The following is a 21,350-nucleotide window of genomic DNA, read 5'->3' on the forward strand; positions in this document are numbered from 1 at the left end:
ATGTTAATTGCCATTGCGGTATCGCCATGGTTTCCGATCATGCAAGGAGAGCAAGATGAAACTGACCCCCCTGACCCTGGCCCTGATCCCCGCCCTGCTGGCAGGCCAGACCCAGGCAGCCCCCACCGAACTCGGCAAGGGTGAAGGCCAACTCAATATCGTGGCCTGGGCCGGCTACATAGAGCGTGGCGAGACCGACAAGAACTACGACTGGGTGACCGGCTTCGAAAAGGAGACAGGCTGCAAGGTCAGCGTCAAGACGGCGGCAACCTCGGACGAAATGGTGGCGCTGATGAACGAGGGGGGCTTCGATCTGGTGACCGCCTCCGGCGACGCCAGCCTGCGCCTCATCGCAGGGGGCAAGGTACAGGCGCTCAACCTGGCGCTCATCCCGAGCTACAGCAAGATAGATCCCCGCCTGCAGAGTGCACCCTGGCACACGGTAGACGGCAAGCACTACGGCGTGCCCTACCAGTGGGGCGGCAACATACTGATGTACAACACCAAGGTGTTCCCCAAGGCCCCCGACTCCTGGAGCCTGGTGTTCGAGGAGCAGACACTGCCGGACGGCAAGTCCAACAAGGGACGGGTACAGGCCTTCGACGGCCCCATTCACATCGCCGATGCCGCCCTCTATCTGATGACCCACCAGCCGGCGCTCGGCATCAAAGACCCTTACGAGCTGAACGAGGATCAGTACAAGGCCTCCCTAGAGCTGCTGCGCAAGCAGCGCCAGCTGGTGGGCCGCTACTGGCACGATGCCTTCGTCCAGATCGATGACTTCAAGAACGAGGGGGTGGTAGCCTCCGACTCCTGGCCATTCCAGGCCAACACCCTGATCGCCGACAAACAGCCTATCGCCACCACTGTGCCCAAGGAAGGGGTCACCGGCTGGGCCGACACCAGCATGGTACACAGCGAGGCCAAGAACCTGACCTGCGCCTACCAGTGGCTGGAGCACTCCCTCAACAACAAGCTGCAGGGAGATCTCGCCTCCTGGTTCGGCTCAGTGCCCGTGGTGCCCGCCGCCTGTGAGGGCAACGCCCTGCTGGGGAAAGAGGGCTGCAAGACCAACGGCATCGACAACTTCGACCGGGTGCACTTCTGGCGTACCCCCGTCTCCCAGTGCAAGAGCCAGGGTACTTGCGTGCCCTACTATCGCTGGGTCTCCGACTATATCGCCATCCTGGGTGGTCGCTGAGCTTGAGCTGACTACGCACAACCCAGCGGGCCGGACAGGAGTCCGGCCCATCCCTGCACAGACAAGGATGCTCCATGAACGCCGTACAATTTGACCGCATCAGCCGCCACTATGGCGAGGTGAAGGCGGTCGACGACATCTCCTTCCAGATCCCTTCCGGCGAGTTTTTTACCCTGCTTGGCCCGAGCGGTTCCGGCAAGACCACCTGCCTGCGGATGATCGCAGGCTTCGAATACCCGAGCGAGGGGGAGATCCGCCTGTTCGGTGAGCCCTGCTCCCGGGTGCCGCCCTACGATCGCAACCTCAACACCGTATTCCAGGACTATGCCCTCTTCCCCAACATGGATGTGCGCGACAACATCGGCTACGGCCTGATGCTCAAGGGGGTGGCCAAGGCGGAGCGTTACCGCAAGGTGGACGAGATGCTGGAGCTGGTACGCTTGCCCGGCGTCGGCAACCGCAAGCCCGGCCAGCTCTCCGGCGGCCAGCGCCAGCGCATCGCCATCGCCCGGGCTCTGATCAACCAGCCACGCATCCTGCTGCTGGACGAGCCGCTGGGGGCGCTCGATCTCAAGCTGCGCGAGCAGATGCAGCTCGAGCTGAAAGCCTTGCAGCGCCAGCTCGGCATCACCTTCATCTTCGTCACCCACGATCAGCAGGAGGCGCTCTCCATGAGCGACCGCATCTGCATCTTCAATCAGGGCAAGATAGAACAGATAGCCGCGCCGGATACCATCTACGACGCCCCCGCCACTCCCTTCGTCGCCCGCTTCGTCGGCACCGTCAACCTGTTCGAGGGGGAGCAGGCCCACCGTCTGTGCGGCGATGCTCGCCAGATGATGGTACGCCCGGAGCGGATCCGGCTCAGTGAGGCCGGCAGCCCCGGCTGGTCGGGCGAGATCCGCGAGGTGGAATACCTGGGTCCCTTCGTACGCTACCGGGTCGATCTGGGTGAGCGGCTCGAGCTTATCGTCAACCACCCCAACGAGGGGCAGGCCCGTCTGGCCCATGGCAGCCGGGTCAGCCTCAGCTGGCCGGAACAGGCCATTCATCGCCTGAATGGCTCCGAGTCCGGTGCTCAGCCATGAGCCTCCCCCACAGTGCGAGCCTTGCCATGAGCCACATCACAGAACCTGCACGCTTGCGGCCATTGCGGCGCCTCTCCACCCTGCTCTACGGTCGACCCGGCCTGCTGCTGGGGATACTACTTGGCCCACCGCTGATCTGGCTCGGCGTCATCTACGTGGGCTCCCTGCTGATGCTGCTCTCCAACGCCTTCTTCGGGCTGGACGAGTTCAGCGGCCAGGTACGCCACGAGCTGGGACTGCAAAACTTCGTCGCCCTGCTGCGGGCGGAGAACCTCGACGTCATCGGCCGCACCGTCGGCATGTCGCTGCTGGTGACCCTGGCCTGTGCGCTGCTCGGCTTCCCCATCGCCTACTACATGGCACGCTACACCAGCGGCAAGACCCGGGCGCTGTTCTACGTGGGCATCATGCTGCCGCTCTGGTCCAGCTATCTGGTGCGGGTCTATGCCTGGAAACTGATCCTGGCCAAGGAGGGGGTCATCAGCTGGCTGGCGGACAGTCTGGGACTGGACTGGCTGCTGGATGGCATCCTCTCCCTGCCGGTGATAGGCGGCCCCTCGCTGTCGTTCTCGCGGCTCGGCACCTTCATCGTCTTCGTCTACGTCTGGCTGCCCTTCATGATCCTGCCCATCCAGGCGGCGGTGGAGCGGATCCCGCGCTCCCTGCTGGAGGCGAGCAGCGATCTCGGCGCCACCCCGGCACAGACCTTTCGCACCCTGATACTGCCGCTGGCATTGCCGGGCGTGGTGGCGGGATCCATCTTCACCTTCTCCCTGACGCTTGGGGACTACATCATCCCCGGCATCATAGGTAACTCGACCATGTACATAGGCCAGGTGGTCTACATACAGCAGGGCACGGCGGGCAACCTGCCCTTCGCCGCCGCCTTCTCGCTGGTGCCGATCCTGATCATCGCCATCTACCTCACCATAGCGAAACGTTTAGGAGCCTTTGATGCGCTCTAATCCACCCGTGAATCAGGCCTCCGGTCTGCTGAAATATGCCGCCATCGGCGGGCTGCTGTTCCTGCACATCCCGATCCTGTTCATCTTCCTCTACGCCTTCACCAGCGAGAGCAAGAGCTACCAGTTTCCGCCCCCCGGCCTGACCCTGAAGTGGTTCGAGGTGACCCTGAACAGACCCGATGTGTGGCGCGCCATCCAGCTGTCGCTGGAGGTGGCGGGGCTGGCTACTCTGGCAGCCATGGTGCTCGGCACCCTGGCGGCGGGGGCCATAGCCCGCAGCCGCTTCTTCGGCCAGGAGGTAGTGTCGCTGCTGCTGGTGCTGCCCATCGCCCTGCCCGGCATAGTCACCGGTATAGCGCTGCGCTCCGCCTACGGCCTGCTGGAGATCCCGTTCAGCTTCTGGACCATAGTCATAGGCCACGCCACCTTCTGCGTGGTGGTGGTCTACAACAATGCGCTGGCGCGCTTTCGCCGCACCAACCAGTCGCTGATTGAAGCGTCCATGGATCTTGGCGCCGACGGCTTCCAGACACTGCGCTACGTGATCCTGCCCAATCTGGCCACGGCGCTGCTGGCGGGGGGCATGCTGGCCTTTGCGCTGAGCTTTGACGAGGTGATCGTCACCACCTTCACCGCGGGCCAGCAGACCACGCTGCCCATCTGGATGTATCAGGAGCTGATCCGCCCCCGGGATAGACCCGTCACCAACGTGGTGGCCCTCATCATAGTGGCCTTCACCACTATCCCCATTCTGCTTGCCTACTACCTCACCCGCGACGGCCAGGATGTCGCCGGCAGTGGCAAGTAACAACTCAACGCCCGTGCAAGGATGCAACCATGAAACTCTCTACCCAACTCTTGATCGATGGCCAGTTCATCACCGGTGACGGCCCGGCCGAGCCCATCCTCAACCCGGCCACCGGCGAGCTGCTCGCCTCCGTGCCCGAAGCCTCGTTCGAGCAGGTGAGCCGGGCGGTGAACGGCGCCCAGCGCGCCTTCGCCCAGTGGAGCCGCACCACCCCGGCCCAGCGCAGCAACCTGTTGTTGCGCCTCGCCGATGCCATAGAGCGCCACGCCGAGGAGTTCGCGGCGCTCGAATCCCTCAACTGCGGCAAACCCTATCTGGCGGTGCTCAATGATGAGCTGCCGGCGGTGGTGGACTGCTTCCGCTTCTTCGCCGGGGCGGCCCGCTGCCTGCAGGGGCCGCTGGCGGGGGAGTACATAGAGGGGCACACCAGCATGATCCGCCGTGATCCCATAGGTGTGGTGGGCAGCATAGCACCCTGGAACTACCCGCTGATGATGGCGGCCTGGAAGATGGCCCCCGTGCTCGCCGCCGGCAATACGGTAGTGCTCAAGCCCTCAGAGCAGACTCCGCTCACCGCCCTGCGCCTGGCCGAGCTCGCCAGCGAGCTCTTCCCGCGCGGCGTCATCAACATCGTCTGCGGCCGGGGCGAGAGCGTGGGGGCGCCGCTGGTGGAGCACCCGCTGGTGCGCATGGTGTCCCTGACCGGCGATATCGCCACCGGCCAGAAGATTCTGCAGAGCGCCGCCCGCACCATGAAGCGCACCCACCTTGAGCTGGGGGGCAAGGCGCCCGTCATCATCTTCGACGATGCGGATCTGGAGGCCGTGGTGGCCGGCATTCGCACCTTCGGCTTCTACAACGCGGGGCAAGATTGCACCGCAGCCTGCCGCATCTACGCCCAGGGCAAGATCTACGACAAGTTCGTCGCCGCCATGACGGATGCGGTGGCTTCCATCAAGGTGGGCAGCCAGCGTGAGGAAGGGGTGGAGATGGGGCCGCTCATCTCGGACCGGCAACGCAACAGAGTAGCCAGCTTCGTGGAACGGGCCCAGAGCAGCGGCCACGTGGAGGTGACAGCGGGGGGCAAGATCCGCCCCGGCAACGGCTTCTTCTTCGAGCCGACCCTGATCGTTGGCGCCCGCCAGGAGGATGAGATTGTGCGGCGTGAGGTGTTCGGCCCGGTGGTGTCGGTAACTCGCTTCAACGACGCCGAGCAGGTGGTGCAGTGGGCCAACGACTCGGACTACGGCCTCGCCTCGTCAGTCTGGACCCGGGATTTGAGCCTCGCCAGCAAGGTAGCCAGCCACCTGCAATATGGTTGCACCTGGATCAACACCCACTTCATGCTCACCTCGGAGATGCCCCACGGCGGCATGAAGATGTCCGGCTACGGCAAGGATCTCTCCCTCTACGCGCTGGAGGATTACACTGTGCCGCGCCACATCATGGTCAAGCTCTGAAAACGACAAGGCTGGCCCTGGGCCAGCCTTGTCACTTGAGCCGTTTCCCCCGCACTGCGCCCCTGAATTGTTCCCATCCCAAGCCCCTGAAACTCAAAGGCAGATGGCTTTTCCTAGGACAGCCGCCACAGCCAATGGTGATCCAGGATCAGCAGACCAAACAGCAGCATCAGGTGGTAGATGGAGAAACGGAAAGTCCGCATCGCCTGACCGGGCCGCTCCGAGTACTTCAGTAACCAGCCATGCCAGCAGAACAAGAGGTTCAACATCAGGCTGCCGATCAGGTAGAGCAGGCCCGACATGCCGATCAGATAGGGTAGCAGGCAGATCAGGGTCAGCATCAGCAGATAGAGCAGGATCGCCGTCTTGGTAAAAGCAATGCCATGGGTGACCGGCAGCATGGGAATATTGGCGCCGGCATACTCATCTCGTCTATGGATTGCCAGCGCCCAGAAGTGAGGCGGCGTCCAGGCGAAGATGATCATCACCAGCAGCCAGGGCTCGGCCGAGAGCTGCCCCGTGATGCTGGTCCAGCCAAGCAGCGGCGGCATGGCTCCCGCCAGCCCGCCGATGACTATGTTCTGTGGTGTGGCCCGCTTCAACAACAGGGTGTAGACGACCGCATAGCCAAACAGGCTGGCCAGGGTCAGCCAGGCCGTCAGGGGATTCACGCCCCAATAGAGCAAGGCAAAGCCCAGCAGGGCCAGCCAGAACGCAAACGCCATCGCCGGTTTGGTGCCGATCCGCCCAGTGGCGACCGGCCGCCAGCGCGTCCTGCGCATCTGGGTATCAATATCGCGATCCAGAATATGGTTCATGGCCGCCGCCGCTGCGGCTAACAACCCTATCCCCACCAACCCGGAGACCATGTTGTCCAGCGAGGCCACCGTCGGCTCGGCCAGCAACATGCCGACCCAGGCCGTCAGCAGGAGCAGTGCCACCACCTTGGGTTTGGTCAGCTGGTAATAGTCCCGCAGCAACCGGATGTCTATGATGCGGGCCAATGACTTGCTGTTCATATCTGACTCCTGATCGCCCCGGGCGACAGCAAGGGGGAAAGATAGGGGCGAGAGAGCCGCCCACGGGCCAGCACACAACACACCAGCAGGTGTGCCGCCACCAGGTTGTGCGCGAGAGCATTTGCCAGTGGCAGGGCCAGGTGGACGTTCGCCAGCCCCAGGGCTATCTGCATGAGCAACAAGGCCAGCAACAATACCCCCAGGGGGCGCAAGAGGAGCCCCTGGCGGATCAGCCCGAGCGCGAAGGCTCCGACCAGCAAGACAGTGCCCAGGGCTCCGAGGCGGTGAGCTATGTGGATCGTCTGACGCGCCTCCTTGCCCAGCACGCCAAACTCATAGCTGCCATGCCCCAGGGGCAGATGAAAAGCCTCTCCCCACGCCAGCTGGTTTTGCCAGCCATCCTGGCAGACTGGCAACTCGACGCAGGCCATGGCGGCATAGTTGGCCGAAGTCCAGCCACCCAAGGCAATCTGCACCAGCAGCACGGCGCACGCCAGATTGCCCAGCCAGGGCAAACCCTGACCACAGATGACAGGGCTTGCCCTGGCGGGGTCGGTCGTCACGTCGACCCGATACAACCACAGCAGGGTCAGGATGGCGAATCCACCCAGCAGATGAGCCATCACGACCAGAGGATGCAGGGCCAGCGTCACAGTCCACATGCCCAGCATGGCCTGACCCAGCACCAGGATGAGCAGCGCGCTGGCGATGCGGCGCAGGCGTTGTTTGCAACGCCAGCTCAGCATGAACAGGAGCGCAATGACGCAGCCCAATGCACCGGCGAAATAGCGATGCACCATCTCACTGCGCGCCTTGCGGGGCTCCAGCGGGCTCTCCGGGTAAAGCTGGGCGGCTCGCTCGATATGCGCAGATTGAGGGACGGCCAGCGAGCCGTAACAGCCCGGCCAATCGGGACACGCGAGTCCGGCATCGGTCAGCCGGGTATAGGCGCCGAGCAGTATGACCAGCGTCGCCAGGGCGATGGCCATCGACGCCAGCATCTTCTGACTCTTCATTCAGGGCCTCGCTGATATTTGAGCAACTGTTGCACATCCGACAGCACAGCCTTGCCAAACAGCGGCCACTGGGCCGTGTTGGCAGGCACCTCGTAACGCAGTATGGCCAACCCCTGTGAGTCCACCAGCATGATGTCCCCCGTTTTGATCTCTGCGCCTGCCTCGGGCGCTGGCTCATCAACCAGTTGCACCAGCGCCAGCTTGTCCAGGTTGCGGCCCAATGCGCTCCGGATCCGCTGCATCAGCATCGGCACCTGCCGACATACAGCCTCACACTGCCTGGCTTTCAGATAAACCAGCCGCCATTTGGTCTGGCTCGGCGGGAGTGGTTGCAGCAGGTAGACGTCTTTGCTCAGCCATTGTCCCTTGTTGCGAGTGCCGGGTTCATACCAGCCCTGTCGCAACGTCAGTGCGGCCAGCACCACAGGCAACAGGATCACCAACGCGAATGCAACAGGCACCTTCCACTTATCCATCGGACCTCCTGCTCAACACCCAACCGCCGCACAGCGTTACCAGCGCCAGTCCCAACCACTGCACCGCATAGGCCCTGTGCTTCTCTGGCGGCATCACATGCTGTTGATAGTGGTAGATAAAGGGAGACGTCTGCTGGTAAAACACGGCATCGACGAGTGACAAGCCACTGATGCGGTTCAGGCTATCCACCCTGATGGCTTGCAGCCGGTTCGGATAGGGACCCGCTTCTATGTTTTGTCCCAGCAAGACGCCGCTGGGCTTGATCCGCAGCAGGCCGTTAAGCTCGAACCTTGCCGGAATGACGGGGAGTGGCAACTGCTGGCGCTGCGCAGGGGCAGGAAGCCAGCCCAGATTCACCAGCAACGGGGGGGAGTGGCTGTCGGCGCGTACCGGGATGAGCACATCATATCCGGCCTCGTGCGCGACCAGCTGATTGTCCAGCAACCAGATATAGGGGGCCACCCACTCCACCTTTCCTCGCAATTGTGCACCGTCCAGACGCTCAGCCTGCCGCCAGTCGATCTCGGTCAGCGTCAATGGCACCGCCTGCTGCAGGGTGGCTACATGGGCCAGCCACTCCTCCTTTTCGGCCGCACGCTGCCATTGCCAGAGCGCCAGCTTGCACAAACCGGCAGACACACCCAGAGTGAATATCAGCAGGATCCAGCGCCTGTAATGGAATGGTCGCTGCTTATGCCACGTCGCCATGTCGCGCATCTTTTGGAGGGCCCTAACATGTTGATCAAGATAGTGCTGGTGCTCATGTTGCTGCTCATCATAGGGCAGCTATTCCATGCTCTCTGGCTGATGTTGAGCACGGGTCAGCCCGCTCGGAAGATGTCGGTTCCACTGGGTCGCCGCGTCCTGTTCTCTCTGCTGGTGGTCGCCATCTTGCTGCTCTCGCTGGCAATGGGCTGGATTGAGCCCAATCCACGCCCCTACTAGACGAATATCAGAGCAGATACACAAAGACAAAGAGGCATAGCCAGACAACGTCAACGAAATGCCAGTACCAGGCAGCGGCCTGAAAGGCGAAGTGCCGCTCGGCGGTAAAATGATCCTTCAGCACGATGCGCAGCCAGATGATCAGTAGGAATACAGTCCCCAGGGTGACATGCAAGCCATGGAAGCCGGTCAATATAAAGAAGGTATTGCCATATATTCCGGAGTCCAGCCGCAAACCCAGATCTCGGTATGCATGCATGTATTCGTAGCCTTGCAGCCACAAGAAGGTCAGGCCAAGCAACACTGTGCTCAGCAGCATCCATTTGAGCCGTTCTCTTTTACCCTGCTCCAACCCTGTATGAGCAAACAGCAGCGTCACGGAGGAGCTCAGCAACACCAGAGTGTTGACGAGCGGGATCCCATGCCAGGGCATGGCCTGGGTTTGGGTGCCTCCCGGGGTCTTGAGCATGGGCCAGTGCGCGGAAAAGTCCGGCCACAACAGCTGCGCCGTCATTGCCTTGTTTCCTGCACCATCCAGCCATGGCATGGCGAGTTGTCTGGCATAAAACAGCACACCAAAAAATGCCAGGAAGAACATCACCTCGGAAAAAATGAACCAGACCATACCTTGCCTGAAGGAGCAATCCATCTGGGGACTGTACAACCCAGTCATGGACTCATGGATAATGTGACGGAACCAGCCAAACAACATGAACACCAGCAATATGACGCCCGCCATCATCAGATAGCGGCCAATGCCCGATTGCTTGTGTGCTATTTCATTCACCAGATGGCCCGCACCGAAGGCCAGGAGAAACAGTGCCAGGGCGCCGATAATGGGCCAATGACTCTGCTCAGGGACGTAATAATGCGAGTTCACCTTGGCCATGATTATTTCCTCTGCGCCAACGCATCGGCTGGCTTGGACTGCGTAATGTCATAGAGCGAATAAGAGAGCGTGATGGTGTTGATGTCGGAGGGCAGGGCGGGATCGACATAGAACTTGAGTGGCATCAGCTTGCTTTCCCCTGCCCGCAATTCCTGACGATGGAAGCAGAAACATTCCACCTTCTTTAAATAGGCGGCGGCGGGTCCGGGGGAGACTGATGGGACAGCCTGGCCAATCATGGTGCGATCCGTCGGATTGAATACCCGGTAATTGACCAGTTTCATTTCGCCAGGCCGTATTGATAGCCGCTCTGTCTCCTGAGTAAACTGCCATGGCATCTGGGTGTCCGCATGAGCAAGAAACTCCATCTGTATGGTACGTTTGCTGTCGATCACGGCGCGATCCGTGCTGGCCGGCTGCTCGGCAGTCTTGCCGTTGAGGCCTGTGATCCGGCAAAAAACGTCATACAGCGGCACCAACGCAAATGCAAAACCAAACATGACGGTGATGACCAGGATCAGCTTTTTCAGCAGAGGCCCATGATTGATTTGTGTCATATGCGCCTCCTACTTGATATCTGGTGGTGACTGGAAACTGTGATAAGGGGGCGGAGAGGGCAAGGTCCATTCCAGCCCTTCCGCACCTTCCCACACCTGTGCCGTAGCCTTATCGCCGCCACGGATGCATTTGATGACACCCCAGACGAACAACAGCTGTGACAACCCGAAAGCAAAACCACCAACGCTGATCAGCGCATTAAAGTCTGCGAATTGCAGTGCATAGTCGGGTATCCGGCGAGGCATGCCCGCCAGGCCGACGAAATGCATCGGAAAGAACAGCACATTGACCGAAATAAGCGAGCACCAGAAATGCCATTGTCCAAGTCGCTCGTCATACATATGGCCGGTCCATTTTGGCAGCCAGTAATAGGCCGCAGCGAGAATGGAAAATACAGCCCCGGTAACCAACACATAATGAAAATGGGCCACGACAAAATAGGTATCGTGATATTGGAAATCGGCCGGGATCATGGCCAGCATCAACCCCGAGAAACCGCCTATGGTAAACAGGGTAATAAAGGCGATGGCAAACATCATGGGGGTCTCGAACGTCAAGGAACCTCGCCACATGGTCGCCACCCAGTTAAATACCTTCACACCGGTCGGCACCGCGATCAACATGGTGGCGTACATGAAGAACAGCTCGGCGACCACGGGCAGCCCCGTCGTAAACATGTGATGAGCCCAGACCAGAAAAGACAATATCGCTATGCTGCTGGTGGCATAAACCATGGAGCGATAGCCAAAGAGTTTCTTGCGAGAGAAGGTAGGAATAATGCTGGATACTATGCCAAAGGCGGGCAGTATCATGATGTACACCTCAGGGTGACCAAAGAACCAGAATATATGCTGGAACATCACAGGATCTCCCCCTCCTGCAGCATCGAAGAAACTGGTACCAAAATACTTGTCCGTCAATACCATGGTGACGGCCGCTGCCAATACCGGCATCACAGCAATCAACAGAAAGGCCGTTATCAACCAGGTCCATACAAATAGCGGCATCTTCATCCAGGTCATGCCTGGTGCCCGTAAATTGAAGATGGTGACGATGACATTGATGGCTCCCATGATGGATGAGATGCCCATGATATGGATTGCGAAGACAAACAACGCCGTACTGTTGCCGCTGTATTTGGTCGACAAGGGGGCATAGAAGGTCCAACCCGAGCTCGGGCCACCACCATCCATGAACAGGCTCGACAACAGGATCAGAAAGGCAAACGGCAGGATCCAGAAACTCCAGTTGTTCATCCTGGGCAGGGCCATGTCAGGGGCCCCAATCATCATGGGGATCAACCAGTTGGCCAGGCCGGTGAACGCGGGCATCACGGCGCCAAAGACCATGACCAGACCATGCACTGTGGTCATCTGGTTGAAGAACAGGGGCTCGACCAGCTGTAACCCGGGCTGAAACAGTTCGGCCCGGATCACCATGGCCATGGTGCCACCGGTAAAAAACATGGTCAGGGCGAAGAGCAGATAGAGGGTGCCAATATCTTTATGGTTAGTGGTATATAACCAGCGCCTCAGTCCTGCTGCCGGTCCATGGGAGTGGCCTGCGTGCAGGGTCTCGATGATGCCATCGCTCATGCCGACTCCTTATTTGTCATTTTTCAGAATGGACTGCACATCCGCAGCCTGAATGACATCGCCCGTGTTGTTGCCCCAGGCATTGCGCTCATAAGTCACCACGGCGGCAAGTTCCTGAACCGTGAGCTGCTTGCCGAATGCCTGCATTGCGGTCCCGCTCTTGCCATGCAGGACCAGGTTCAGGTGCTGGGCACGATTTTCCGCCAAGGTAGTGATCTTGCTGCCCTTCAACGCGGGGAAGATCCCGGGTAATCCGGTTCCTCCTGACTGATGGCAGGCCGAGCAATGACCCAAAAAGATTTTCTCTCCCAACGCCATGGCCTGCGGCAGGGTCATGATCGTACTGGCCTGCTCCTGCTGCTGAGCCTTGGCAGCGGCCTGGGCTTCCGCCGTTCTGGCAATCCAGCCCTCAAACTCCTCGGCGGTTTTGGCGACCACCACTATGGGCATGAAGCCATGATCCTTGCCGCATAGCTCGGCACACTGCCCCCGATAGGTGCCGGGTCTGTCTATCCTGGTCCAGGACTCATTGATGTAGCCGGGATTGGCATCTTTCTTTACCGCGAAGGCGGGCACCCACCAGGAGTGAATGACATCATCCGATGTCATCAAGAAGCGAATTTTCTTGCCCACAGGCAGCACCAGCGGCTGATCGACCTCCCGTAAATAGGTGTCACTCTTGGGCTGATCGCCGGAGATCTGCTTCTTGCTGGTCGCCAGCAAGGAGTAAAACGCCACCGGATGCTCCAGGTATTTGTAGTGCCATTTCCATTGAGATCCCGTGATGAGCACTGTCAGATCGGCTTTGGAAGTATCTTCCATCTTCAATAGCGTCGAAGTGGCCGGCGTGGCCATCGCCACCAGGATCAACACAGGAATGGCAGTCCACAACAATTCAATCCGGGTGCTCTCATGAAACTGGGCGGCTTGGGCGCCACGTGATTTTCGATGATGGATAATGGACCAGAGCATGGCGCCAAAGACGAGCAGACCGATCAGGCAGCAGATATAGAAGACGGTCATATGCAGGTCATAGACCTGCTGACTGATGGCCGTCACCCCCCGCGTCATGTTGAATGTTATCTCGCTGGCAAAAACGCTCTTGCCAGCAAGGCACATCATCCACACGCCATGCCTGATCGCACTTTTTCCCACTTTGCACTCCCTGTGCACGCTGGAAAGGACCGCAAACCTCGCCAAGTAAAGCATCTAACCACATGAAAATAATGAATTTATTAAAATCACTCTCACAAACAAGTATTAGTCCATATTTTGAAAAAGCCACCATGATGTCGATGATCCTGGACTCATCAGAGCAGTTTGTATCAATTCATGGCTCACAGGATGGCAATAAACATCAACAGCAGGGATTGGAGGTGGGAACCTTGACGTAGGGGGGCTGGGACAGCTTTATTTAAAACTGTCAGTGGCGGCTGCATATGAATGGCTCACCCGGTGATGCCAACCTGATACAGAGGAGAAAAACGGGATACGACGCTCCACAAACTCAAGTAGAGAAGGAATAACGCTATGATATTAAATCACTTATGGGGATTGTATGCCCATCCTCACACCGAATGGCATACCATAGACGAGGGTCACGACAGCTTCAGAAACAGTCTGACCCATATTCTTGTCGTGGCCCTTATCCCCTCGGTCTGTGCCTACTACTCCGCCGTTCACATCGGCTGGAGTATCGGTGTGGGTGATCCCATTACCCTGACCGCAGAGAGTGCATTCATGCTATCGGTAGCCATGTATATCGCGCTCATCGCTGGCGTGTTTGCACTGGCCTATCTGGCACACTGGATGGGGCACACCTTTGGCTCTGATCCCAGCTATACGACGGCGCTCGAACTGGCGGCCTATACCTCTACCCCCCTGTTTATGGTTGGCTTCTCGGCCTTTTTCCCGCACCTCTGGTTTGTCATGATCATTGGCCTGATAGGGCTGAGCTATTCCATCTACCTGCTCTACGTCGGCGTGCCAATACTGATGCACATCCCCAAGGAGCAAGGGTTCATCTATGCCAGCTCTGTGGTGACGGTCGGATTGGTGCTGCTGGTCTGCGTGCTGGCAACCACGGCCATTCTGTGGGGTTCAGGTTTTGGCCCCGTCTTTACGCAATAGCACCCTGGCCACAGCAGCATCCGCTCTATGGTCAGCCATCACCAGAAATGACAAGGGCGCCTTTATGGCGCCTTTGTTATTGGGCTGAATTGCATTACTCGCCTCGGCATTGACTGCGACAGAGCTACGAGCAACCTCAAACAACCCAGACATTGTCTCACTCCAATGACCTTGCTGATCAGCCACCGGGTGGATAACGACAATTAGCGCTGCTTGCCGCTGCCGATACCAAACGGGATGCGGTAGTCGCTGCTCTGCTCACCCAGGCTCACGGTCAGGTTGCCCTGAGCGCGGCTTGGAATGCGAACCTGCTGGGTACCCGCCAGATTGGCGTGGACTGAGGCCACGACATCGCCAGACTCGTCACGCACTTCCAGCATGGGGTTGGCCTTGCCATCCACGGCGGCAGTCGCATGCCAGTTTACAAACAGCACGCCCGGCGCGGCATTGAAGTCAGCGGGGACGGAAGCCTGAGCAAAACCGGCGGTCATCAGGCCTGCAACGGCCAGCATCTTGATTACGTTTTTCATGTTCATTCACTCTCTTGGTTTTTATGTCATTGCCAAGGCCGTGTCGGCCTGAATCAATGCATCCGTGCAAGAGGTTATTCAAATAGTATGTTGTTCTTTCACCGACATCCGACACCCTGTTTGATGGTGTCACAGCCTGGAACGACCTGTTATTTGGCCGCTTGGCGTTCCTGCCTAAGCGTTGAGTGAATATTAAACACCTCTGCCCACCTTTGTTAGCGAGATAAACTGGCCTAGATGTTCAAAAAATCTGAAGTGGATGTACATCCCGAGTTCAGCGAACGACGGCCAAGAAAAAGGGCAGAAGAGCCTGCCCTTGGTGTTGGAAAGTACACGCTGACGGAAGCGCTAGCAGCCCGCCAGCTCCTCTGCCGTCATGGGCCGCAGCACCTTGCAGGGATTGCCGACGGCAACCACGTTGGCCGGAATATCCCTGGTGACCACAGAGCCCGCACCTATGACGCTGTTATCCCCTATGGTGACGCCCGGGCAGATGACTGTGCTGCCACCGATCCAGACGTTGTGACCGATGCGCACCGGCTTGCCGAACTCGACTCCGGCCACCCGCGGCACTACCGCCACCGGGTGGGCGGCGGTGTAGATCTGCACCCCGGGCGCCAGCAGCACGTTGTCACCGATATGCACCTCGCAAACATCGAGGATGGTGCAGTTGACATTGGCGTAGAAGTTCTCCCCCACGAAGATGTTGGCACCATAGTCGCAGAAGAAGGGCGGGTTGATGGCACAGGAAGCGCCGCGGCTGCCGAGCAGTTCCCGCAGCAGGGCATCCCGCGCCGGTTTCTCCTGCCAGCTGGTATTGAAGCTGTGATAGAGCCGGCGACAGCGCTCGCGCGCCACCTTGAGCTCGGGGTCGCCCGCATCATAGGGCTGACCCGCCACCATCTTCTGCCACTCGGGGCCAGGTACGGCTTGCCGAGCCTCTGTTGCCGCCATGGGCGTTGCCTGTGTCATCGTCTATTCCACCAGCCAGATAAGGGATTCATAAGGGCGCAGCATACAGGACTGCGGCCGAGCCGGGCTATCGGGGTAGTTGCCAAGCAGCAGACGCCCCTCGCCAGTCGGCATCTGCGCAGGCAGCACGAACTCCGTCGACTCGCCGTAGAAGTTGCTCACCACCAGCAGGGTTTGGCCGTTGGCACTGCGGGTATAGGCCCAGATCCGCTGATGACCCGCCAGCAGCTCCCGATAATCTCCCCTGGTGAAGATGGGGTAGCTCTTGCGAAGGGCAATCAAATCACGGTAGTGCCAGAACACCGAGTTCTGGTCGGCCAGCGCCGCCTCGGCGTTGATCTCGGGGTAATTGGCAGCAGGTTTGAGCCAGGGCGAACCTTGGGTGAAACCGGCGTTGGGAGCGGCGCTCCACTGCATGGGGGTACGGGAGTTGTCGCGGGACTTGGCGCCGAGAATGGCGAGGATCTCGGCCTCTGCCATGCCTTCGGCCTGCTTGATGGCGAAGATGTTGCGGCTCTCCACATCCTGATAGTCGTCGATGCACTGATAGCCGGGATTGGTCATGCCGATCTCCTCCCCCTGATAGATGTAGGGGGTGCCCTGCAACCCGTGCAGCGTGCTGGCCAGCATCTTGGCGGCGACCACCCTATGTTCGCCCTCGTCGCCAAAGCGGGAGACAATGCGCGGCTGATCGTGGTTGCACCAGAACAGCGCCGACCAGCCCTTGCCGTGCATGCCGCTCTGCCAGTGGTTGAAGATGTGCTTGAGCTCTAGGAAATCGAACGGCGCCTTGGTCCACTTGTCGCCGTTGGGGTAATCCACCTTCAGATGGTGGAAGTTGAACACCATGGAGAGTTCGGATCCATCGAGGGCGCCGTAGCGCTGGCAATGTTCCAGACTGGTCGATGACATCTCCCCCACCGTCATGGCCCCTACGGGGGCAAAGACATCGCGACTAACGTCTTGCAGGAATTCGTGGATGCGCGGCCCGTCTGTGTAGAAGCGGCGGCCATCGCCAATCTCGTCATTCGGGAACGCCTGATCCTTGGAGATGAGGTTGATGACGTCGAGCCGGAAACCGTCCACCCCCTTCTGCGCCCAGAAGTGGATGATGTTTTTCACCTCGGCGCGAACCGCCGGATTTTCCCAGTTGAGATCCGCCTGCTCGCGGGCAAACAGGTGCAGGTAGTACTGACCTGTGATTTCATCCAGCTCCCAGGTGCTGCCGCCAAACTTGGACTGCCAGTTGTTGGGCACGCCGCCGTCCACCGGATCGCGCCAGATGTAGTAGTCGCGGTAGGGGCTGTTCTTATCCCCCAGCGCCGACTTGAACCAGGCGTGCTCGGTGGAGGTGTGGTTGACCACTATGTCCATCACGATGCGGATGTCGCGCTCGTGGGCGGCAGCCAGCAGCGCATCGAAATCGGCCATGGTGCCGTAGACGGGGTCGATGGCCAGGTAGTCTGCGATGTCGTAGCCGTTGTCCACCTGCGGAGAGACGTAAACCGGGGTCAGCCAGAGGGCATCGACCCCCAGGGTCTTGAGATAGTCGAGGCGGGCCATGATCCCCTTGAGATCGCCGGTGCCACGGGCAGTGGAATCCTGAAAGCTCTTGGGGTAGATCTGGTAAATCACGGCGCTCTGCCACCAGGGTGTTTGGCTCATGGGTCTTTCTCTTGTCTCGAATATGAAATGGAGAGGGCGACCCGCTGGTCGCCCTGATGCGTTGAGTCAGGCGCTGGCCTGGGCCAGCTTGCCAGCCGCTTGCTGGCGCTTGTAGAGCAGCAGGGTCAGCACCACCGGCACCACTATGGCCACCAGCATGGCGACTGAGTAGACGGCCCAATACTGGGGCTGGATGGAGAGGATGCCCGGCAGGCCGCCCACCCCTATGCCGTTGGCCATCACACCGGCGAAGCCGCAGATGAGGGCCGCGAGGCTCGAGCCCACCATGGCGCACAGCATGGGGAACTTGTATTTGAGGTTGATGCCGTACATGGCCGGTTCGGTCACGCCCAGGTAGGCGGAGATGGCGGCAGGCACGGAAATCTCCCGCTCGTTCTCCTTGCGGCTGATAAGTATGATGCCCACCACGGCAGACGCTTGTGCGATGTTGGAGAGTGCGATCAGCGGCCAGATCGGGGTGCCACCCATGCTCTGCATCAACTGCAGATCCACAGCGTTGGTGGTGTGGTGGATACCCGTGATGACCAGGGGCGCATAGAAGAAGCCGAACAGGGCAGCGCCTATGGGAGCGAAGGAACCGGTCATGGCCGCCTTGGCGGCGAAGCCGACGCCTTCACCAATCCAGCGACCGAACGGGCCGATAAAGGCGTGGGCCACGATCACCGCCAGCAGCAGGGAAATGAAGGGCACGATCACAAGATAGAGATAGGCCGGAATGATGCGCTTGAGGTTGGTCTCCACCCAGGCCAGGAATACCCCCGCCAGCAGGGCCGGAATGACCTGGGCCTGATAACCCACCTTCTGGATGACGAACAGACCGAAGTCCCACACCTCGGGGGTCTGCTGGCCGATGCCGTAGGCGTTCATCAGTTGCGGGGAGACTAGGGTGATACCGAGCACGATACCCAGGATCTCGGAGCCGCCCATCTTCTTGACCGCAGACCAGCAGACACCCACCGGCAGGAAGTGGAAGATGGCCTCGCCCAGCAACCAGAGGAAGGCGTGGACCTGAGCCCAGAACTGGCTGATCTCGGTGAGGGAATGAGTGCCATCGTCGAACATCTTGATGTCGCCGATGACGTTGCGAAAGCCCAGGATCAGACCGCCGGTGATGATGGCGGGCAGCAGGGGCACGAAGATCTCCGCCAGATGGGAGATGCCCCGCTCCAGCGGGTTCATGTTCTGGCGCGCCGCCTGCTTGGCGGCCTCCTTGCTGCCACCACTGACACCTATCTCCTCGGTCAGCGCCTTGTACCACTGCTCCACCTCGTTGCCGATCACCACCTGGAACTGGCCGCCCTGAGTGAAGCTCCCCTTCACCGCAGGTATGGTTTCGATGGCCTTGCTGTCGGCTTTGGCCGGATCGTTCAGGACGAAGCGCAATCGGGTCAGGCAGTGACTGACGGTGGCGATGTTCTCCTTGCCGCCGATCTTGTCGATCAGGGTGGCAAGCTGCTGTGTGTTGATCTTGGACATGAGTCTTCCCTCTGTGACTCCATTGATATTGGTCTGCATCGCCCTTTTGAACCAGTCTGCTGGTCTGAGCGTTTTTGGTATCGTTCCCATTTAGCATGCAGCCAATTTGAACGGATCAAAATGGGAACGTTCCCATTTCGTGGTCAACATCACAAAAAGCGCGTTTTTTGTGCAGGACTAAGTGATGGGGCTCACAGTGTGTGGCAGGGGGCTATGGTCGCCAGCGGGCGGTGATCCTGCTCGATCTGGCTGAGCAGCTGACGGGCCGCCTGCTCCCCCGCTCCCTTGTAGCCAAGATCCAGGCTGAGGGCGTTGGGAAAGAGGAAACTGAGCATGGGGTTGTTGCCAAGGCCTGTCACCAGTACCTCGCTACGCCCTTGTTCCTGAAGGTATTTTGCAGCACCTATGGCGAGGGTGTCACTGGCGCAGACCAGCGCCTGGGTGGCGGGGGTGAGCAGCTCGGCCGCCAGCCGGTAGCCGCTCTGCAGGCTGAGATCGCCGAGGGCACTGCGCGCCGTCAATCCCTGTTCGACGCAGTAGCCGAGATAGGCATCAAGCCGGCGCTGACCCGTGGTGAGATCCGAAGTATCCACCCCCAGATAGGCGATGTCGCCTACTCCGCGGGTCGTCAGCTCGGCCAGCATGGTGCGCACAGCCCCGGCATCGTCGAAGCAGACAGAGGAGAACCCGGGATGGTCCCGGGCCACCAGCACCAGCTTCTCTTTCAGCGGCACCATGGCGTCGTAGTCCAGATCGTTGAAGGCAAACAGGATAATGCCATCCACCCCGCGCCGCTCCAGCACAGCCAGATGCTCCTGCACCTTGGCGGGGGAGAACTTGCTCTCCATCAGCACGGCGTCATAGCCACGCTGATAGAGGGTCTCCAGCATGCCCCGCACCGCCTGATTCTCCGAGCTGGAGTCGAGCCGGGAGACGATGATCCCCACCACCTGCTGGCTCTGGCTGCGCATGGCCCGCGCCGACTTGCTCGGCACGAAGCCGTGTTCGGCGATGACCTGCTCCACCCGCTCGCGGGTCGCCTGTTTCACCTTGGGATCCTGATTGAGCACCCGGGAGACGGTCGACTTGCCGACGCCCGAGAGGCGGGCGATATCGAGGATGGTCAGTTTCTTGTCCATGAATTGGCTCACAGGAGGCTCGGCGGTGGAATTGCCCACATTGTTGTGATTAAGCCCTGTGAATACAAGCCCATGGCGTTAGAATGCCTTTTTTGCCCCGGCGAACGTCGTGCCGCTCGTCATCGCACAGGATGCGCATCATGGGTCTGTTGGTCAGTCTGCTTCTATCCCTCTCCGTCACGGGCCCCGTCTATCACACAGGACATCCATCATGAGTCTGCTGGCCAGTCTGATCTTCCTCCTCTCCATCACCGGCCCCGTCTATCGCACAGGACATCTATCATGAGTCTGCTGGCCAGCCTGCACTTCTCCCTCTCCATCACGGGCCCCATCTGCGTGGTGCTGCTGCTCGGCATCTGGCTCAAGCAACTGGGCCTGCTGCCCGACAGCTTCGTCGAGTCCGCATCCCGTCTGGTGTTTCAGGTCACACTGCCGGCCCTCTTGTTCCTCAGCATGGTGCGCACCGATTTTTCCACCATGCCGAGCCCCTGGCTCATCCTCTACGGCTTGCTCGGCACCCTCGCCGGCTTTCTGATCCTTGAGGTACTGGCGGCCCGCTTCATCCCGGAGCGGCATCAGCGCGGCATCTTCGTGCAGGGCAGCTTTCGCGGCAACATGGGGATCATGGGGCTGGCCTACGTGCAAAACGCCTATGGCGCCGAGGGGATAGGCGCCGCCGCCCTGCTGGTGGGCTCGGTGACCGTGCTCTACAACATACTCGCCGTGATCACCCTGACCCGCAGTCTGGGAGGCAGCAAGGGGATCAAGCCGATCCTCAAGGGGATCGCCAAAAATCCGCTGATCATCGCCATTCTTTCCGCCCTGCCGTTCGGCCTGCTCGGTATCGAACTGCCCCAGCTGGTGATCACCACGGGCAACTACTTCGCCAACATGACGTTGCCGCTGGCCCTGCTCTGCACCGGCGCCAGCCTCAACCTCAAAGCCCTGCGCGGCGGCGCCATGCTGACCGGCTGGGCCACCGCCAACCGGCTGTTCTTTATCCCTGTGCTGCTGGTAACGGGGGCCTGGGCGCTCGGCTTCAGCCCGCAGGCCCTCGGCATACTGTTTCTCATCAGCTCCACCCCCACAGCCGCCGCCAGCTATGTGATGACCCGCGCCATGGGCGGCGACAGCGTGCTGGCAGCCAACATCATAGCCACCACCACGCTGGGTTCTCTGGTCAGCACCAGCCTGGGCGCCGCCCTGATGAACTACCTGGGGCTGATGGGCTAGTGGAGAGCGTGCTGGCCGTCCACACTCTCATCGCCACCACCACGCTGGGCTCATTGATCAGTACCAGCCTGGGTGCCGCCCTGATGAACTACCTGGGGTTGATGGGATAACCAGCAGAAAACCTGCTGCCCCTCATCCCCTCATCACCCCCTTGACCTTGCCG

At 60.1% G+C, this 21,350-nt stretch carries 21 protein-coding genes; 8 read left to right on the top strand and 13 right to left on the bottom strand.

The features are described 5' to 3' along the window. The first annotated feature begins 55 nt into the window (after nucleotides 1–55). From AACW87_RS16505 to AACW87_RS16525, 5 genes are all read left to right on the top strand, one after another. Nucleotides 56–1,201, top strand: coding sequence for an ABC transporter substrate-binding protein (locus AACW87_RS16505; protein ID WP_241279639.1), 1,146 nt, complete (start codon nucleotides 56–58; stop codon nucleotides 1,199–1,201). A 74-nt stretch (nucleotides 1,202–1,275) separates the two neighbouring features. Then, a complete protein-coding gene (locus AACW87_RS16510; protein ID WP_241325566.1) occupies nucleotides 1,276–2,289 on the top strand; it encodes an ABC transporter ATP-binding protein in 1,014 nt (337 codons plus the stop codon). Continuing rightward, nucleotides 2,286–3,254 carry an ABC transporter permease gene (locus tag AACW87_RS16515; RefSeq protein ID WP_241325567.1) on the top strand — a complete coding sequence of 323 codons (969 nt, stop codon included), beginning with the start codon at nucleotides 2,286–2,288 and terminating at the stop codon, nucleotides 3,252–3,254. The genes AACW87_RS16510 and AACW87_RS16515 overlap by 4 nt, the downstream gene beginning before the upstream one ends. Continuing rightward, on the top strand, nucleotides 3,244–4,062 hold the full coding sequence (locus AACW87_RS16520; protein WP_103472130.1) for an ABC transporter permease: 819 nt from the start codon (nucleotides 3,244–3,246) through the stop codon (nucleotides 4,060–4,062). The genes AACW87_RS16515 and AACW87_RS16520 overlap by 11 nt, the downstream gene beginning before the upstream one ends. 29 nt (nucleotides 4,063–4,091) lie before the next feature. Then, complete coding sequence (locus tag AACW87_RS16525) at nucleotides 4,092–5,522, top strand: gamma-aminobutyraldehyde dehydrogenase (protein ID WP_241325568.1); 1,431 nt, start codon at nucleotides 4,092–4,094, stop codon at nucleotides 5,520–5,522. A gap of 113 nt (nucleotides 5,523–5,635) precedes the next feature. On the opposite strand, the gene cyoE is transcribed toward AACW87_RS16525, so the two are convergent. Genes cyoE through AACW87_RS16545 form a run of 4 tightly spaced genes read right to left on the bottom strand, consistent with a single transcriptional unit; the run spans nucleotide 5,636 to nucleotide 8,742 of the window. After that, on the bottom strand, nucleotides 5,636–6,541 hold the full coding sequence (gene cyoE / locus AACW87_RS16530; RefSeq protein ID WP_241325569.1) for a heme o synthase: 906 nt from the start codon (nucleotides 6,539–6,541) through the stop codon (nucleotides 5,636–5,638). Continuing rightward, on the bottom strand, nucleotides 6,538–7,557 hold the full coding sequence (locus tag AACW87_RS16535) for a COX15/CtaA family protein (protein ID WP_241325570.1): 1,020 nt from the start codon (nucleotides 7,555–7,557) through the stop codon (nucleotides 6,538–6,540). The genes cyoE and AACW87_RS16535 overlap by 4 nt, the downstream gene beginning before the upstream one ends. Then, on the bottom strand, nucleotides 7,554–8,033 hold the full coding sequence (locus AACW87_RS16540) for a hypothetical protein (RefSeq protein ID WP_241325571.1): 480 nt from the start codon (nucleotides 8,031–8,033) through the stop codon (nucleotides 7,554–7,556). The genes AACW87_RS16535 and AACW87_RS16540 overlap by 4 nt, the downstream gene beginning before the upstream one ends. Next, a complete protein-coding gene (locus AACW87_RS16545; protein WP_241325572.1) occupies nucleotides 8,026–8,742 on the bottom strand; it encodes an SURF1 family protein in 717 nt (238 codons plus the stop codon). The genes AACW87_RS16540 and AACW87_RS16545 overlap by 8 nt, the downstream gene beginning before the upstream one ends. Before the next feature lie 27 nt (nucleotides 8,743–8,769). Here AACW87_RS16545 and AACW87_RS16550 point away from each other — a divergent pair, with 27 nt between their 5' ends. After that, nucleotides 8,770–8,979, top strand: coding sequence for a DUF2909 family protein (locus AACW87_RS16550; RefSeq protein WP_098981996.1), 210 nt, complete (start codon nucleotides 8,770–8,772; stop codon nucleotides 8,977–8,979). Nucleotides 8,980–8,986: 7 nt separating this feature from the next. Here AACW87_RS16550 and AACW87_RS16555 read toward each other — a convergent pair whose 3' ends face one another. From AACW87_RS16555 to coxB, 4 genes are read right to left on the bottom strand one after another with little or no spacing between them, the layout of a single operon-like run. After that, the gene (locus AACW87_RS16555; protein WP_241325573.1) at nucleotides 8,987–9,868 is read right to left on the bottom strand and encodes a cytochrome c oxidase subunit 3; all 882 of its coding nucleotides are present in this window, start codon (nucleotides 9,866–9,868) and stop codon (nucleotides 8,987–8,989) included. Nucleotides 9,869–9,870: 2 nt separating this feature from the next. After that, nucleotides 9,871–10,425: a cytochrome c oxidase assembly protein gene (locus AACW87_RS16560; protein WP_241325574.1), complete on the bottom strand. Its 555-nt coding sequence runs from the start codon at nucleotides 10,423–10,425 to the stop codon at nucleotides 9,871–9,873. Between the two features lie 9 nt (nucleotides 10,426–10,434). Then, nucleotides 10,435–12,021 (bottom strand): cytochrome c oxidase subunit I, encoded by a 1,587-nt coding sequence (ctaD, locus tag AACW87_RS16565; protein WP_241325575.1) that lies wholly within the window; start codon nucleotides 12,019–12,021, stop codon nucleotides 10,435–10,437. A gap of 9 nt (nucleotides 12,022–12,030) precedes the next feature. Next, nucleotides 12,031–13,143: a cytochrome c oxidase subunit II gene (gene coxB / locus AACW87_RS16570; RefSeq protein ID WP_241325576.1), complete on the bottom strand. Its 1,113-nt coding sequence runs from the start codon at nucleotides 13,141–13,143 to the stop codon at nucleotides 12,031–12,033. Nucleotides 13,144–13,551: 408 nt separating this feature from the next. Between coxB and AACW87_RS16575 the strand changes: the two genes are divergently transcribed. Continuing rightward, nucleotides 13,552–14,151 carry a Yip1 family protein gene (locus tag AACW87_RS16575; protein WP_043137242.1) on the top strand — a complete coding sequence of 200 codons (600 nt, stop codon included), beginning with the start codon at nucleotides 13,552–13,554 and terminating at the stop codon, nucleotides 14,149–14,151. A 203-nt stretch (nucleotides 14,152–14,354) separates the two neighbouring features. On the opposite strand, the gene AACW87_RS16580 is transcribed toward AACW87_RS16575, so the two are convergent. The 5 genes from AACW87_RS16580 to treR all read right to left on the bottom strand — a co-directional run bounded on the left by AACW87_RS16580 (nucleotide 14,355) and on the right by treR (nucleotide 19,954). Continuing rightward, nucleotides 14,355–14,687, bottom strand: coding sequence for a hypothetical protein (locus AACW87_RS16580; RefSeq protein WP_241325577.1), 333 nt, complete (start codon nucleotides 14,685–14,687; stop codon nucleotides 14,355–14,357). Nucleotides 14,688–15,029: 342 nt separating this feature from the next. Beyond that, complete coding sequence (locus tag AACW87_RS16585) at nucleotides 15,030–15,653, bottom strand: sugar O-acetyltransferase (RefSeq protein ID WP_277606808.1); 624 nt, start codon at nucleotides 15,651–15,653, stop codon at nucleotides 15,030–15,032. Nucleotides 15,654–15,656: 3 nt separating this feature from the next. Then, on the bottom strand, nucleotides 15,657–17,318 hold the full coding sequence (gene treC / locus AACW87_RS16590) for an alpha,alpha-phosphotrehalase (protein WP_241325578.1): 1,662 nt from the start codon (nucleotides 17,316–17,318) through the stop codon (nucleotides 15,657–15,659). Between the two features lie 66 nt (nucleotides 17,319–17,384). Next, the gene (gene treB, locus AACW87_RS16595; protein ID WP_241325579.1) at nucleotides 17,385–18,815 is read right to left on the bottom strand and encodes a PTS trehalose transporter subunit IIBC; all 1,431 of its coding nucleotides are present in this window, start codon (nucleotides 18,813–18,815) and stop codon (nucleotides 17,385–17,387) included. 191 nt (nucleotides 18,816–19,006) lie between these two features. Then, nucleotides 19,007–19,954 carry a trehalose operon repressor TreR gene (treR, locus tag AACW87_RS16600; protein WP_241325580.1) on the bottom strand — a complete coding sequence of 316 codons (948 nt, stop codon included), beginning with the start codon at nucleotides 19,952–19,954 and terminating at the stop codon, nucleotides 19,007–19,009. A 282-nt stretch (nucleotides 19,955–20,236) separates the two neighbouring features. Here treR and AACW87_RS16605 point away from each other — a divergent pair, with 282 nt between their 5' ends. Further along, the gene (locus tag AACW87_RS16605) at nucleotides 20,237–21,187 is read left to right on the top strand and encodes an AEC family transporter (RefSeq protein WP_241325581.1); all 951 of its coding nucleotides are present in this window, start codon (nucleotides 20,237–20,239) and stop codon (nucleotides 21,185–21,187) included. Nucleotides 21,188–21,350 lie beyond the last annotated feature (163 nt).

Source organism: Aeromonas sp. MR7, assembly GCF_963899385.1.
Taxonomy (GTDB): domain Bacteria; phylum Pseudomonadota; class Gammaproteobacteria; order Enterobacterales; family Aeromonadaceae; genus Aeromonas; species Aeromonas bestiarum.

Coding starts and splice junctions, on each gene's coding strand:
- AACW87_RS16505 (WP_241279639.1), top strand. CDS start 56: ATGAAACTGACCCCCCTGACCCTGGCCCTGATCCCCGCCCTGCTGGCA.
- cyoE (WP_241325569.1), bottom strand. CDS start 6,541: ATGAACAGCAAGTCATTGGCCCGCATCATAGACATCCGGTTGCTGCGG.
- AACW87_RS16540 (WP_241325571.1), bottom strand. CDS start 8,033: ATGGATAAGTGGAAGGTGCCTGTTGCATTCGCGTTGGTGATCCTGTTG.
- coxB (WP_241325576.1), bottom strand. CDS start 13,143: ATGATGTGCCTTGCTGGCAAGAGCGTTTTTGCCAGCGAGATAACATTC.
- AACW87_RS16560 (WP_241325574.1), bottom strand. CDS start 10,425: ATGACACAAATCAATCATGGGCCTCTGCTGAAAAAGCTGATCCTGGTC.
- treR (WP_241325580.1), bottom strand. CDS start 19,954: ATGGACAAGAAACTGACCATCCTCGATATCGCCCGCCTCTCGGGCGTC.
- AACW87_RS16580 (WP_241325577.1), bottom strand. CDS start 14,687: ATGAACATGAAAAACGTAATCAAGATGCTGGCCGTTGCAGGCCTGATG.
- AACW87_RS16510 (WP_241325566.1), top strand. CDS start 1,276: ATGAACGCCGTACAATTTGACCGCATCAGCCGCCACTATGGCGAGGTG.
- AACW87_RS16520 (WP_103472130.1), top strand. CDS start 3,244: ATGCGCTCTAATCCACCCGTGAATCAGGCCTCCGGTCTGCTGAAATAT.
- treB (WP_241325579.1), bottom strand. CDS start 18,815: ATGTCCAAGATCAACACACAGCAGCTTGCCACCCTGATCGACAAGATC.
- AACW87_RS16525 (WP_241325568.1), top strand. CDS start 4,092: ATGAAACTCTCTACCCAACTCTTGATCGATGGCCAGTTCATCACCGGT.
- AACW87_RS16515 (WP_241325567.1), top strand. CDS start 2,286: ATGAGCCTCCCCCACAGTGCGAGCCTTGCCATGAGCCACATCACAGAA.
- AACW87_RS16545 (WP_241325572.1), bottom strand. CDS start 8,742: ATGGCGACGTGGCATAAGCAGCGACCATTCCATTACAGGCGCTGGATC.
- AACW87_RS16575 (WP_043137242.1), top strand. CDS start 13,552: ATGATATTAAATCACTTATGGGGATTGTATGCCCATCCTCACACCGAA.
- AACW87_RS16585 (WP_277606808.1), bottom strand. CDS start 15,653: ATGACACAGGCAACGCCCATGGCGGCAACAGAGGCTCGGCAAGCCGTA.
- treC (WP_241325578.1), bottom strand. CDS start 17,318: ATGAGCCAAACACCCTGGTGGCAGAGCGCCGTGATTTACCAGATCTAC.
- AACW87_RS16535 (WP_241325570.1), bottom strand. CDS start 7,557: ATGAAGAGTCAGAAGATGCTGGCGTCGATGGCCATCGCCCTGGCGACG.
- ctaD (WP_241325575.1), bottom strand. CDS start 12,021: ATGAGCGATGGCATCATCGAGACCCTGCACGCAGGCCACTCCCATGGA.
- AACW87_RS16605 (WP_241325581.1), top strand. CDS start 20,237: ATGAGTCTGCTGGCCAGCCTGCACTTCTCCCTCTCCATCACGGGCCCC.
- AACW87_RS16550 (WP_098981996.1), top strand. CDS start 8,770: ATGTTGATCAAGATAGTGCTGGTGCTCATGTTGCTGCTCATCATAGGG.
- AACW87_RS16555 (WP_241325573.1), bottom strand. CDS start 9,868: ATGGCCAAGGTGAACTCGCATTATTACGTCCCTGAGCAGAGTCATTGG.